Genomic DNA, 13,344 nt, shown 5'->3' with positions numbered 1-13,344 from the left:
TCGACACCGAAACGCACCGACGCCCCGCGCACCTCGAGGAGGGGCGGGGCGACGGTGGCGGGCATGAGGTACATCATGCCTCCCACGACGCGAGAGCGCTAACACCGCGGCCCGTGTTCTCGGCCGCCGCGGCGCGAGCGGGTCAGCGACTGAGCGCGGAGCGCGAGACGATCACCCGCTGCACGACCACGAAGAGCAGCAGCAGCGCACCGACGGTGATGCGGGTCCACGACTGCTCGGCCCCCGAGAACGAGATGATCGTGCGGATGAGGCCGTAGACGAAGACACCGATCATCGAGCCCAACACGAACCCGCTGCCGCCGGTCAGCAGCGTGCCGCCGATGACGACCGCGGCGATGGTGTCGAGCTCGGTACCCACGCCGTTCAAGGGGTAACCGGCGCCGGAGTACGCCGTCAGCACGATTCCCGCCAGACCGGCGCAGATGCCGCTGATGACGTACACCGCAAGCTTCGCGCGCACCACCGGGAGCCCCATCAGACGAGCCGACTGCTCATTTCCGCCCACCGCGTAGACGGTACGGCCGAAGCGCGTGAAGCGCAGCACGAACGCGGCGAGCGCGACCGTCAGCAGGGCGATGATGCCGGTGGGGGTGATGTACCACCCCGCGAACGAGAAGCGGGTCGACTGCAGCCACAGCAGGCCGTCGTTCTCGACCTTGATGGACTCGAGGCTGACCACGAAGGCGAGCCCCCGGGCGAGGAACATGCCGACGAGAGAGGCGATGAAAGGCTGCACGTCGAAGAATTGCACGAGCACGCCGATGAGCAGACCGATCGCGGCGCCGATGAGCACCATCGCGGGGATCGCGACCGCGACCGGCACGCCGTCGCCGAGCATCTTCGCGCAGAGGATGCCGGTGAAGGCCATGACCGCCCCCACCGACAGGTCGATTCCCCCGGTGAGGATGACGAAGGTCATTCCCACGGCCAGGACGAGCAGATACGCGTTGTCGAGCAGGATGGACGACAGGATGCGGTTCAGCTGGAAGTTCGGGAAATACCACATCGAGCCCGCGATCATCAGCACGAGGATGACGACGGCGGCAAGCACCGGGACCCACGAGATGTGGCGGCTGAGGAAACGGCGGTACGAGCCCGCGGGCGACGACGCGACGCGTCGGTCTTCAGTGAGAGTGACCATCAGGACAGCACCTTTGCGTCGGGACGTCGAGTGAGGGGACGCAGTGCGCTGCGACCGGCCGTCTGGAAGAAGGCGCGGAAGCGGGGCGACTGCAGCAGCACGACGATGAGCACGGCCGCGGCCATGAACACCGGGCTGACGGCGGGCGGGACACCCAGGAACGTGATGGTGCTCTTGAGCGTCTGGATCGTGAACACGCCCACGACGGTGCCCGCCAGGCTGAACGTGCCGCCGGCCAGAGAGGTACCCCCGAGGACGACCGCGAGGATGGCATCCAGTTCGATGTAGAGACCGGCGGCGTTCGCGTCGGCCGCCATGATGTTCGAGCTGTAGAGGATGCCCGCGATACCGGCCAGCGTTCCGCTGGCGATGTACGCGCCCCAGATGATGCCGCGGGAGCGGACACCGGCCAGTCGGCTCGCCTCGGGGTTGATGCCGACGGCCTCGGTGAGCATGCCGAGGGCCGTACGGCGCTCGAGCACACCGACGATGACCACCGCGGCGATCGCGACGAAGAAGGCGAAGGGAAGACCGAAGACGTAGCCGCCGGCGATGAATTTGTAGGGGTCGCTGTTGATGGTCGTGATGAAGCCGCCCGTGATCAGCAGGGCGACGCCGCGGCCGGCGAGCATCAGCACCAGGGTGGCGATGATGGGCTGGATGCCGAGCACCGACACGAGGAAGCCGTTCCAGACGCCGAGCAGCAGGGCCACTCCGACGGCCGCGGCGATGGCGGTGAACACCACCCCGAGGTTGCCGGGATCCGGCGAGGCCTCGATGACGGTGAGGGCGACCGCACCGGACACCGCCATGATGGCGCCGACCGACAGGTCGATGCCCCGCGTCGCGATGACCAGGGTCATGCCGAGGGCGACGAGCATGAGCGGAGCGCTGTTGCGGAGGATGTCGATCAGCGACCCGTAGAACTGCCCGTTCTGCATCGTGATGCTGAGGAACGAGGGCCGCGAGATGGTGTTGACGGCGATCAGTACCACGAGGGCCGCGACCGGCCAGACGAGGCGGTGGCTGAGGAATTTCTTCATGCGATCTTCTCCCGATCGGACGACAGTGTCTCGGGCGTGGGGTGCGGTCCTGCGACGGCGACCGCCTCGGATTGGCCTTCGGCGATGTAGGCGACCAGCCCGTCGAGGTCGACGTCACGGGTGGCCAGTTCGCCGATCTTACGACGGTCGCGCAGAACGGCGACGCGCTGAGCGAGACGCAGCACCTCTTCGAGCTCCGAGGAGATGAAGATCACCGACAGTCCCTTCTCGGCGAGTTCGGCCACCTTGCGCTGGATGTCGGCCTTGGCGCCGACGTCGATGCCGCGGGTCGGCTCGTCGAGGATCAGCAGCTCCGGAGCGGTGGCGAGCCACCGCGCGAGCAGGACCTTCTGCTGGTTGCCGCCGGACAGATTGCGGATGAGCGCGTTCGGGTTGGCCGGGCGTACGCCGAGCGCGGTGATGTACTCGTCGACGATCGCCTGCTTCTCGGCCGCGCCGATGCGGCGCAGGGCGCCGCGACGGGCCTGGATGCCGAGGATGATGTTCTCGGCCACGGTCAGGTCGCCGACGATGCCCTCGGCACGACGATCTTCGGACGAGAACGCGACGCCGCGGTCGAGGGCGTGACGCGGAGAGCCCAGCCGTGCCCCGGTACCGCCGACCTCGACGCGACCGTCGTCGGCGCGATCCGCTCCGGCGATGAGACGGGCGAGTTCGGTGCGGCCCGAGCCGAGCAGACCCGCGAGACCGACCACCTCGCCGGGATAGACGTCGAGGTCGACCGGTTCGAGGGCGTTCTTGCGGGCGAGTGAGACCGCGTGCAGCACAGGGATGCCGGTGCGGTCGATGTCCCGCTCGGCGCTGGCCGAGATGGCATCCAGTTCGCCCAGCTCGCGCCCGATCATCTTGGCGACGAGCTGTTCGCGGCCGAGCTCCTCGACGGGATACTCCCCCACGAGGGTGCCGTTGCGCAGCACGGTGAGTCGGTCCGAGATCTCGTAGATCTGGTCGAGGAAGTGCGACACGAAGAGGATCGCGACGCCGCGGTCACGCAGATCGCGGATGACGCCGAACAACTGCTCGACCTCACCGCGGTCGAGGCTGGACGTGGGCTCGTCCAGCACCAGGACCTTGGTGTCGACGACCATGGCTCGACTGATGGCCACGAGCTGCTGGACGGCGATCGAGTGGCTGGCGAGGATGGACCGCGTGTCGATGTGGACGCCCAGTTCGGCGAGGTACGTCGCGGCGGCGGCGTGCGTGGCCTTCCAGTCCAGCATGCCCGCGCGGCGGATCTCGTTGCCGAGCATGACGTTCTCGCCGACGGTGAGGTTCTGACAGAGGTTGACCTCTTGGTACACGGTCGCGATTCCGGCGGCCTGGGCGTCGGCGGTGGAGCGGAACTGCCGCTCCTGCCCGTCGACGCCGATCGTGCCCTCGTCGATGCCGTAGACACCGGTCAGGGCCTTGATGAGGGTCGACTTTCCGGCGCCGTTCTCTCCCATGAGGGAGTGGACCTCGCCGGCGTAGAGCGTGAAATCGACGCCGTCGAGCGCCTTCACTCCGGGGAACTGGATGCTGATGCCGCGCATGGCGACGACGGCAGCACGTTCGGAAGTCATGTCCGACCGCTTTCTGAAGAGTCGTGGGGTGTGCGGGGCCGGTCGGGGAGTCCGGCCCCGCACACCGGGGAGGTTGCGTCGGGCATCGCGGAACGCCGTCAGCGGGGGTGTCTGGATCAGTAGGGGCGGCTGTCCAGAACCTTCTTGGCCTGCTCCTGGTCGAAGGCCTGGTCCTCGACGATGTACTGCTTGTCGACGGACTCGCCGGCCACGACCTTCTTGACGACGTCGGCCGTCTTCTCGCCCAGGAGGGGGTTGCACTCGACGATGTAGTTGAACTCGCCGTTGGCCAGGGCGGTCATGCCGTCCTTGACCGCGTCGATCGTGACGATCTTGATGTCGGTGCCGGGCGTGAGACCCGCGGCCTTGATGGCCTCGAGGGCACCGAGACCCATGTCGTCGTTGTGCGCGAAGAGCACGTTGATCTGCGAGCCGTACTTCTGCAGGAAGCCCTCCATGACGGTCTTGCCATCGGCTCGGGTGAAGTTACCCGTCTGGGAGTCGAGCACCTTGATGTCGGTGCCGGCGATCGCCGAGTCGAAGCCCGCGGCGCGGTCGGTGGCGGCCGACGAACCGGTCGTGCCCTCGAGAACGACGAGGTTCGCGGGCGTGGAGCCGAAGTTGTCGGCGACCCACTTGCCCGCGGTCTCGCCCTCCTTCTTGAAGTCCAGACCGATCCAGCTGGCGTAAAGGTCTGTGGAAGCCGAGACGGTGCGGTCCTCGAGGATGACCGGGATGTTGGCATCCTTCGCCTCCTGCAGCACGTCGTCCCAGCCGTCGGTGACGATGGGGGCGAGGACGATGGCGTCCACACCCTGGTTGATGAAGCTGCGCACCGCGGCGATCTGCGCCTCGGGTTTGTTGTCGGCCGCGTTGAAGACGAGGTTGAAGCCGTTCGCCTCGCTGAACGCCTCTTTCATCGACTCGGTGTTGGCGCTGCGCCAACCGCTCTCGGAGCCGGTCTGAGCGAAACCGACGGTGATGACGCCGTCGCCGCCGCCGCTGCCACCCGCCGCGGCGCCGCCGCCCGCGCAACCGGTCGCGGTCAGGGCGAGAGCGCCCAGGAATGCGACGCCCGCGATGATCTTCTTCGCCTTCATGGTGAAACCTCCTCGTTTCGCCGGCCACTGCGCCGGTTCATGTGATGCAGCTCTCGGGTGAGCCGTTGATGAATGTTAGCGCTCACACAATGGACGATGTCAAGCACTGTAGGGCAACGGAGAAATCACGAGGGGGCGGGGAGAGAGGGATGTGAAGCCTCACAAGGAGGTGGACGGTATGAGAAATATGGCCCTGCCCTGCCGTTTTGGCAAGCGCCGTCCTCCATTTCGGAGCAGCGACGACGCCGTCGCTCTTTCCCGAAGAGAATCCGATGACGGATATCCGCCGATCCCGCACCCGCTCGCTCCGCCGCCTCGTCCCCGCCCGAGACGCGTCTCGACATGCGGGTCCGTCCCTCGCGATCGGCCCGCATGTCGCGATGTTTCCTCGCCGGCGCCGCGACCACGACGAACGGCTAGCGTCGAAGGCATGACCTCGCTCCCCCACAACGCTCCCGAGAGCACTCCTGCCATCGGCACCTCGGTCTCGGCGGACGACTTCAAGCGCGCCTTCCGGGGCCACCCCGGCGGCATCGCGGTCATCACCGCCTACGGCGAGCACGGCCCCGTGGCCCTCACGGCCTCGAGCGTGTCGTCGGTGAGCGCCGACCCGCCGCTGCTCATCTTCTCGGTGTCGGCCCTGTCGTCGGCGACGCCCACGATCATCGCGGCCGACACCATCGTGGTCCACCTGCTCGACGCCGAGGACATCGGCCTCGCGCGCGCCGGCGCCACCAGTGGCCTGGACCGCTTCGCCGACACGTCCACCTGGTCGCGCCTGGCGACCGGCGAGCCGGTGTATCACGGCGTGCGGGCCTGGCTGCGCTGCAAGATCGTGAGCCGGATGGATGCCGGCGGCTCCACCGTCATCGCGGCCCAGGCACTGCAGGTCGACGTCGAACGCGACCTCGAGCCCGGCGAGCCCGGGGCGGCGCTGGTCTACCACAACCGCACCTGGCACCGCTTGGGCGAGCACTCCCGCCTGGACTGACGGGGTCGATCAGTGCGCGGCGGGGGCTCCTCGCCGCAGGACGCGCTGGATGCCGGTGACGACCGCGACGATGATCAGCCCGAGGGCGAGCCCGAAGACGGCCGACATCGCCGTCTCGACGATCCACACGACGACGGGACCCGCCGCCTCGATCGCGTGCGTGACCAGGTGGACCACGTCGTAGGGACCGTGCCAGAACGTCTCGGCGAGGTTCTGCAGCACGAGGTGGCCCCCCACCCACAGCATCGCGACAGTACCGACGACGCTGATCACGCGGAACACCGTGGGCATGGAGGCCACGACCCGGGCGCCGAACCGGCGCACGCCGCGCGACGGGCTCTTCATGAAGCGCAGACCGATGTCGTCGATCTTGACCAGCAGGGCGACGGCGCCGTAGACGACGACCGTCATGGCCAGGCCGATGACGAGCAGCGCGCCGAGCGTCATCCAGATGCCGAAGCCGGGATCGAGGCTCGTCAGGGCGATCAGCATGATCTCGGTGCTGAGAATGAGGTCGGTGCGCACCGCCCCGAAGACCAGCTTCTTCTCGTCGCGCGGCGCATCGTCGTCGCGCTCCTCGTGGTGCGCGCCGAACCACTCGAGCACCTTCTCGGCGCCCTCGAAGCACAGGAACCCACCGCCGATGATGAGCAGGAAGGGCAGGACCCACGGAGCGAACGCGGTCAGCAGCAGCGCGATCGGGATGATGATCACGTACTTGTTGATGATGCTGCCGAGCGCGATCTTCCACACCACGGGGAGCTCGCGCGCGGGCGTCAGCCCCTGCACGTACTGAGGTGTCACGGCGGCGTCGTCGATCACCACGCCGGCCGTCTTGGCGCTGGCACGCATGGCTGCGCTGAGGATGTCATCGACGACGGCGAGCAGACCGACCGACATGCGTTCTTCTCCCGGGGACGAGGGTGCGGGCACGAGCGGACCGCGCACTCGAGACTATCGGGCGCACATCGACGCCGAGAGGGCCTCGCGGGCGGGTCACGGCATCCCTCCCTGTCGAGACGGGACCGACCATCGCTAGGGTGAAGCCACCGCTCTGATCGAGTGAAGGGGATGCCATGTCGTTCATCACCCGCGGGTTCTCGGGCCGTCGCCGCGAACGCGATCCGAGGCTGCCGCCCGGTCAGACCTCGGTGAGCGACTGGCCGGTCCTCTCGGCCGGCCCGACCCCGACCGTCGCGGCGGACACCTGGGAGTTCGTGATCGGCACCGAGAACGGCGTACACCGATGGACCCGCGCCGACCTCGAGGCCCTGGGCGTGGACGACATCACCGTCGACATCCACTGCGTCACCCACTGGACCAGGTTCGACATGCCGTGGCGCGGGGTGTCGCTGGACCGGTTGTTCGTCCAGGTCGAGACCGCGCACCGGTACGCGATGGTGCACTCGTTCGGCGGGTACACCACGAACCTCGCCCTGGACGACCTGCTCGGCGGCAAGAGCTGGATCGCCTTCGAGGCCGACGGCGCTCCCCTCACCCCGGAGCACGGTGGACCCGCCCGACTGCTCGTGCCGCACCTGTACTTCTGGAAGAGCGCGAAGTGGGTGCAGGGCCTCGTGACCATGCCCACCGACAAGCCCGGCTTCTGGGAGCAGAACGGCTACCACCTGCACGGCGACCCCTGGCGCGAGGAACGGTACGGGTGAGCCGCCGGACGGCATCCTGGCACACGGCGACGGTCGTCGGATCGCGACCCGAGACGACCAGCGCACGCCGGATCGAGCTGGACGTGCCCACCTGGCCCGGCAACGACGCGGGGGCGCACCTCGACGTGCGGCTGACCGCGCCGGACGGGTATCAGGCGAGCCGGTCGTACTCGGTCGCCTCGTCGGGCGAAGGCACGCGTCTCACGCTCGCGGTCGACGAGGTCCCCGACGGCGAGGTGTCGCCGTTCCTGGTGCGGGAGCTCCGCGAGGGCGACCGGATCGAGGTGCACGGGCCCCTCGGCGCCTACTTCGTCTGGACCCCCTCCGGCGACCCGGCCCCGGTGCACCTGATCGCCGGCGGGTCGGGAGTGGTGCCCCTGTACGCCATGGCGGCGGCGCACGCCGAGAGCGACGATCCGACCCCCTTTCGCCTGCTCTACTCGGTGCGATCGCCGGACGACATGTTCTTCCGCGCCGAGCTGGAGGCTCTCGCCGAGAGCGATGACCGTTTCGACCTGCAGGTCGTCTACACGCGACGCGCACCGATGGGGTCGACGATTCCTCCCGGTCGTCTGACCGCCGAGCAGCTGCGCACGGCCGTTCCCCCCGCCACGGCCCGTCCGCGCCTGTTCGTGTGCGGCCCCACCCCTTTCGTCGAGGCGGTCGCGGGATGGCTGGTCGAGGAAGGGCACGCACCCGGGCGGGTGCGCACCGAGAGATTCGGGGGTTCGTGATGACACGTCTCGACGGCAATGCCCTGGCCGGCCGTCTCGCCGACCTCATGGGGTGGGATGCCACGGCCTCCGAGGTGCGCTGCACGCACTGCGGCATGCGCGGGCTCCTCGCGACCGCCGTGGTCTACATCTCCGCGATGGGCGCGGTCGTGCGATGTCGATCGTGCGACGCGGTCCTGCTCACCCTCGTCGACGCCTCGGACGGCCGCTCGTGGATGGGGATGCCCGGGCTGACCGCGCTGGAGCTGCGGCGCGGGTGACGAGCCGCGGGTGATTGCGTCTGCGCTCCGGGCGCGGCCATACTCGCCCGAGGGGCGTCGCGCCGACCGTGCGCGAGACTGCGGACGTGAGAGGTGGACGATGTCAGCTGCGGAGCCGGGCTGGTACGACGACGGGTCGGGACGGATGCGCTGGTGGGACGGTGCGCAGTGGACCGACCGATTCCAGGAACCGACGGCGCCGCAGCCGGGCATCGCCGGCATGGTCGCGCGAGCTCAGGCCGACGCGGTCGCCGGGGCGCAACCCCGTCCCGCTCAGAACGGGTGGAACTACGTCGTCCTTCAGGTCGTGCTGAAGGAGAAGTTCTTCGGAACCGGTTCGGGCAACCTCACGGAACTCGAGAACGTGATCAATCGGCAGGCCGCCCTCGGCTACCGCCTGCACACGATCACCACCGCCTCGTCGGGCAGCACCGGCTTCGGGGGCGGCGATCGCATTCAGGCCACGATGGTGTTCGAGCGCCAGGGGTGAACCCGGAAACCAGAAAAGCCCCGGCGAACCGGGGCTTCATCTGCGGAGACGGAGGGATTTGAACCCTCGGTCCCCTTACGGGGACTCCACCTTAGCAGGGTGGTGCACTAGGCCTGACTATGCGACGTCTCCAGGTGATCGCGCTGTTCGCGCGAGCACACCGGTCCATACTAACCGGATGCCGCCCGGCATCCGAAACCGAGATCGGATGCCGGGCGGATCGCGTCAGCGCACGTTGCCGTTCGAGCAGGTGGCCTGGGCGGCGGTCTGACCGGCGATACCGTCCGGCAGGACCACGGCGCCCGAGGTGGGGGCCGGGGTGGGCTGCGCGGAATCGGACGGCGACGGAGCGGACGTCTCGGTCGGGGCGGGCGTCTCGGAGGGCGCGGGCGTGGCGTTCTCATCGGCGACCACGCCGTTTCCGTCGCTGAGCTTGCCCGACAGTTCGAGCGGCTGGTTCGCCGCGAGCGCGGCCCAGAGGGTGTCGGCGTCCTCTGCGTCGGGCACCACGCGGTTGGGGTTGCTGGGATCGGTGTAGGTCGGGTACTGCAGGAACACGATCTCGCTGAAGGGGACGTCCTTCACCGCCGACGCGATCTGCACCAGGGTCAGCGGGTTGGTGAGCGAGGTCGACGGGTCGACATTGCGCAGGGCCGTCGATGCGAGCTTGTACAGCGTCGCGGGGTTGGACAGCACCTCCTGGCTCTTCAGCTTGTTCGCCAGTCGCGACATGTACTGTTGCTGGTTCGAGATGCGACCGAGGTCGCCACCGTCGCCGACGCCGTGACGCGTGCGCAGGAACTGCAGGGCGTCCAGTCCGACGACGGTGCGCATGCCGGCGGGCCAGTCGATCCCGGTGTAGGGGTCCTTGATGCCGTTGGCGATGCAGACGTCGACGCCGCCGATGGCATCCGTGATGTTGATCACCCCGCCGAAGCTCACCTTCGCGGCGAACGGGATCTCGAGGCCGCTGAGCTCCGAGACCGTCTGCACGACGCACGAGAGGCCGCCGTAGTAGTACGCGCTGTTGATCTGCTGCTTGCTCATGGCGGAGTGCTCGACGCCGTCTTTGTCGGTGCACGAGGGGATCGGCACCATCAGGTCGCGGGGGAACGAGATGACGGTCACGCGGCGAGGCGCATCGGAGATGTGGACGAGCATGTTGACGTCGTTGAGGCTGTCGCCCGCGTCGGCGCCGGTGCATCGCTCACCGAAATACTGGGCGAAGTCGGGCTCGCACTCATCGGTTCCGATGAGCAGCAGATTCACGCCGCCCTTGAGCTCGCCGAGGTCGGGCGGGACAGCCGGCTGCCCCTTGAGTTCGACGGCATCCGCGGTGAAGCTGCGCGTCAGGTCGACGGCGGCGTAGGACAGGACGACCCCACCCGAGACCAGCACGACGGCCAACACGATCGCGAGACCGCGCATCAGCTGCGCGACGGGACCGGGGGACGTCAGCCGCCCGTGGCGCGCGACCGTGCGTTGACGGCGCGGGGTGATGTTCTTTCTCACTCGGGTCCTTCCGTGACGGATGCCGCCGGCCCGGCGACGCGTCGACCCGTGCGGCGAGGCCCGAGGTCGGAGCCATACTAGGGATCGCGTGCTGTGAATGCCGTGAGGATCGGGCGTTTCACCCGGTCAGAACGACGAGAGCGGGCCCTGGCGGGGCCCGCTCTCGTCGTTGCGGAGGGTGTGGGATTCGAACCCACGGGACATTGCTGCCCACTGGTTTTCAAGACCAGGTCCATCGGCCGCTCGGACAACCCTCCCGGACGCCCCGAGTCTACCCAGGGTGCCGGGTGCCCTCGTCCAGGCCCCGAGCGCGACCGGCGGCTCCGGATAGCGTCGGGGCATGACCACGACCGCACGCAGCCCGTTGGCATCCCTCTTCCTGCGACTCGGACGGCAGGTGTGGGTGCGCGCGGCCCTTTTCACCCTGATCGCCATCGCCGTCGTCCTCGCGGCGCGCTTCATCGGGCCGCTGCTGCCGTTCTCGTTCCGCATCGACCCGGCCGAGGGCGCCGTCGACGAGTTGCTGCAGATCATCGCCACCGCCATGCTCACCGTCAGCACCTTCTCGGTGACGGCCATGGTGACGGCGTTCTCCTCGGCGACGACGACGGCCACCCCCCGCTCCACGCAACTGCTCATCGCCGACCCGACGTCGCAGAACGCCGTGTCGACCTTCGTCGGCGCGTTCGCCTTCTCGCTCGTCGGCATCGTCGCCCTGTCCACCGGGTACTACGAGAGCCAGGGGCGCACGATCCTCTTTGTCGCGACGCTCGTCATCATCGCGATCGTCGTCGTCACGCTGCTCCGCTGGATCTCGCACCTGTCGACCTTCGGGCGGATGTCCGACGTGATCGACCGGGTCGAGGAGGCGGCCACGCTCTCGCTGGAGTCCCACGCGACGCACCCGACCCTGCGGGCGCACGCCGCCGTCGCGGTCCCCCGCGGCGCGGTGGCCGTGCACGCCGACGAGGTCGGTTACGTCACGCACGTCGACGTCGCCGGACTCGACCGCATCGCCCGACAGCACGACGTCGAGGTGCACGTGCGGGCCACCCCCGGGCGCATCGCGGACGCGCGCGTTCCGCTGGCCCACATCGACGGTTCGGCCTCCGACGAGACAGCGACGGCGGTGCGGCGGGCGTTCCGCATCGAGCGCCACCGCACCTACGAGCAGGACCCGCGCTTCGGCGTCATCGCCCTGACCGAGATCGGCAGCCGCGCCCTGTCGGCGGCGACGAACGACCCCGGCACGGCCATCGAGGTCATCGCCGCCCTGCATCGCGTCTTCTCGCGCGCACTCGCCCTTCGCCCCGAGTCCGAGGTCGCCCACGAAAGGGTCTACGTCCCGGCCCCGCGGCTGGTCGACCTCGTCGACGACGCCTTCCGCCCCCTCGCGCGCGATGGAGCGGCGGACATCGAGGTGCAGGTGCGCCTGCAGAAGTGCCTCGCGTCGCTCGCGGCATCCGCACCCCACCAGCGCGAGGTGTTCGCGGATGCCGCACGGGCCGCGGAGCAGAGAGCACGCGGCGCCCTGGATCGGGCGGACCGGCGAACGCTGCGTCAGGCGATGCGCGGAGCGTGGACCGTGTGATCAGAGGGCGCGGAGCACCGCGGCCACGCCGCCCTCGGTGACCGAGAGCCCGACCTCCCCCGCGGCCGCGTGCACCTCGGGCGGACCCTGGTGCATCGCGATCGCGCGACCGCCGTTGCGCACGGCCCACTGCATCATCTCGATGTCGTTGCGGCCGTCGCCCATCACCAGCACCCGGTCGGGCGAGATGCCCAGCCACCCGCGCACGAGTTCGAGCGCCGTGGACTTGTCGACGCCCTTCGGCGCGATGTCGAGCCACGCCGTCCAGCCGATCGCGTACGACACCTGGGTCAGACCGATGCGCTCGACCAGCTCGAGGAAGTCCCTGTCGGTCTGCTCGGGCGCGACCACGACCACACGGCACACCGGCTGCGCCGACAGCTCGGGGAACGTGACCCGGTCAGCCTGATCGAGGTTCCAGTCGTCGAGATAGTCGGTGAAGAGCCTTTTGCCGTCGGGCAGCTCGACCAGGAAGTGCGCATCCGGCAGGTGCTCGCCGAGCAGCGTCAACACCTCGGTCGGATCGAACGTCTCGACGTGGGCGCGGACGTACTCGCCGTCGTCGCCCTGACGCCGCATCACGATGGCCCCGTTCGAGCACACGGCGTACTCGGGACGGATGCCGAGTCGGTCCATGATCGTGTGGGTGCTGTCCCAGCTGCGGCCGGTGGCGAGCATCACCTCGTGACCCGCTCGTTGCGCGCCGGCCGCCGCCTCGACGACGCCGGGGCTGAGCGTGTCGTCCTCGAGCAGCACCGTCCCGTCGATGTCGAGCGCGATGAGCATGCGCCCCGCGGGGGCGTCGTCGGCCAGGTGGGCGACGACGTCGGCCGCCTCCTGCTTCGGCGCGCTGTCGACGTCACCGGTTTCGGGAAGGGCGGCCTCGCGGGTCACGCGATCGGCTCCATGACCTCGAGCCCGCCGAGGTACGGCCGCAGCACCTCGGGCACCGCCACCGACCCGTCGGCCCGCTGGTGCGTCTCGAGCAGGGCCACGATCCAGCGCGTCGTGGCGAGAGTGCCGTTCAGCGTCGCGACCGGCTGCGTCTTGCCCCCGTCCGCCGGGCGGAACCGCGTCTCGAGGCGGCGCGCCTGGTAGGTCGTGCAGTTCGAGGTGCTGGTGAGCTCGCGGTAAGCGTCCTGCGTGGGAACCCACGCCTCGATGTCGAACTTGCGCGCGGCGCTCGAACCGAGATCGCCGGCGGCGACGTC

The 13,344-nt window shown here is 69.1% G+C and carries 14 protein-coding genes and 2 tRNA genes; 6 read left to right on the top strand and 10 right to left on the bottom strand.

Annotation, left to right across the window (positions count from 1 at the left end; genetic code table 11):
* Positions 1-142 precede the first annotated feature (142 nt).
* From QZ433_RS01830 to QZ433_RS01815, 4 genes are all read right to left on the bottom strand, one after another.
* Entirely contained in the window at positions 143-1,162 is a 1,020-nt protein-coding gene (locus QZ433_RS01830; protein WP_295779737.1) for a sugar ABC transporter permease YjfF, read from the bottom strand.
* Positions 1,162-2,205, bottom strand: a complete 1,044-nt coding sequence (locus tag QZ433_RS01825; RefSeq protein WP_295779736.1) for an ABC transporter permease — start codon at positions 2,203-2,205, stop codon at positions 1,162-1,164. The genes QZ433_RS01830 and QZ433_RS01825 overlap by 1 nt, the downstream gene beginning before the upstream one ends.
* Complete coding sequence (locus QZ433_RS01820; protein WP_295779735.1) at positions 2,202-3,788, bottom strand: sugar ABC transporter ATP-binding protein; 1,587 nt, start codon at positions 3,786-3,788, stop codon at positions 2,202-2,204. The genes QZ433_RS01825 and QZ433_RS01820 overlap by 4 nt, the downstream gene beginning before the upstream one ends.
* A gap of 116 nt (positions 3,789-3,904) precedes the next feature.
* Positions 3,905-4,888, bottom strand: a complete 984-nt coding sequence (locus tag QZ433_RS01815; RefSeq protein WP_295779734.1) for an ABC transporter substrate-binding protein — start codon at positions 4,886-4,888, stop codon at positions 3,905-3,907.
* A 430-nt stretch (positions 4,889-5,318) separates the two neighbouring features.
* Between QZ433_RS01815 and QZ433_RS01810 the strand changes: the two genes are divergently transcribed.
* Positions 5,319-5,879 carry a flavin reductase family protein gene (locus tag QZ433_RS01810; protein ID WP_295779733.1) on the top strand — a complete coding sequence of 187 codons (561 nt, stop codon included), beginning with the start codon at positions 5,319-5,321 and terminating at the stop codon, positions 5,877-5,879.
* Between the two features lie 9 nt (positions 5,880-5,888).
* On the opposite strand, the gene QZ433_RS01805 is transcribed toward QZ433_RS01810, so the two are convergent.
* On the bottom strand, positions 5,889-6,779 hold the full coding sequence (locus QZ433_RS01805; RefSeq protein WP_295779732.1) for a DUF808 domain-containing protein: 891 nt from the start codon (positions 6,777-6,779) through the stop codon (positions 5,889-5,891).
* Positions 6,780-6,955: 176 nt separating this feature from the next.
* Here QZ433_RS01805 and QZ433_RS01800 point away from each other — a divergent pair, with 176 nt between their 5' ends.
* The 4 genes from QZ433_RS01800 to QZ433_RS01785 all read left to right on the top strand — a co-directional run bounded on the left by QZ433_RS01800 (position 6,956) and on the right by QZ433_RS01785 (position 9,030).
* A complete protein-coding gene (locus QZ433_RS01800) occupies positions 6,956-7,546 on the top strand; it encodes a molybdopterin-dependent oxidoreductase (protein WP_295779731.1) in 591 nt (196 codons plus the stop codon).
* Entirely contained in the window at positions 7,543-8,280 is a 738-nt protein-coding gene (locus QZ433_RS01795; RefSeq protein ID WP_295779730.1) for an FAD-binding oxidoreductase, read from the top strand. Before QZ433_RS01800 ends, QZ433_RS01795 begins: the two co-directional genes overlap by 4 nt.
* Positions 8,280-8,540, top strand: a complete 261-nt coding sequence (locus QZ433_RS01790) for a DUF6510 family protein (protein WP_295779729.1) — start codon at positions 8,280-8,282, stop codon at positions 8,538-8,540. Before QZ433_RS01795 ends, QZ433_RS01790 begins: the two co-directional genes overlap by 1 nt.
* Positions 8,541-8,640: 100 nt before the next feature.
* Positions 8,641-9,030: a DUF2510 domain-containing protein gene (locus tag QZ433_RS01785; protein WP_295779728.1), complete on the top strand. Its 390-nt coding sequence runs from the start codon at positions 8,641-8,643 to the stop codon at positions 9,028-9,030.
* Positions 9,031-9,073: 43 nt separating this feature from the next.
* Here QZ433_RS01785 and QZ433_RS01780 read toward each other — a convergent pair.
* The 3 genes from QZ433_RS01780 to QZ433_RS01770 form a co-directional block, all read right to left on the bottom strand.
* Positions 9,074-9,162: transfer RNA gene (locus QZ433_RS01780), tRNA-Ser, on the bottom strand.
* Between the two features lie 93 nt (positions 9,163-9,255).
* Positions 9,256-10,542 (bottom strand): LCP family protein, encoded by a 1,287-nt coding sequence (locus tag QZ433_RS01775; RefSeq protein ID WP_295779727.1) that lies wholly within the window; start codon positions 10,540-10,542, stop codon positions 9,256-9,258.
* 172 nt (positions 10,543-10,714) lie between these two features.
* Positions 10,715-10,799: transfer RNA gene (locus QZ433_RS01770), tRNA-Ser, on the bottom strand.
* 83 nt (positions 10,800-10,882) lie between these two features.
* Here QZ433_RS01770 and QZ433_RS01765 point away from each other — a divergent pair.
* Entirely contained in the window at positions 10,883-12,133 is a 1,251-nt protein-coding gene (locus QZ433_RS01765; protein WP_295779726.1) for a DUF2254 domain-containing protein, read from the top strand.
* Here the strand turns inward: QZ433_RS01765 and QZ433_RS01760 are convergent, their stop codons facing one another.
* Positions 12,134-13,027 (bottom strand): HAD family hydrolase, encoded by an 894-nt coding sequence (locus tag QZ433_RS01760; RefSeq protein WP_295779725.1) that lies wholly within the window; start codon positions 13,025-13,027, stop codon positions 12,134-12,136. It lies immediately after the preceding gene.
* Positions 13,024-13,344 (bottom strand): aminoacyl--tRNA ligase-related protein (locus QZ433_RS01755; RefSeq protein ID WP_366761860.1); only part of this gene is annotated, 321 nt, incomplete at its 5' end. The genes QZ433_RS01755 and QZ433_RS01760, both read right to left, overlap by 4 nt.

Source organism: uncultured Microbacterium sp., assembly GCF_913776565.1.
GTDB lineage: Bacteria > Actinomycetota > Actinomycetes > Actinomycetales > Microbacteriaceae > Microbacterium.
This window is presented reverse-complemented; position numbering and strand designations above follow the sequence as displayed.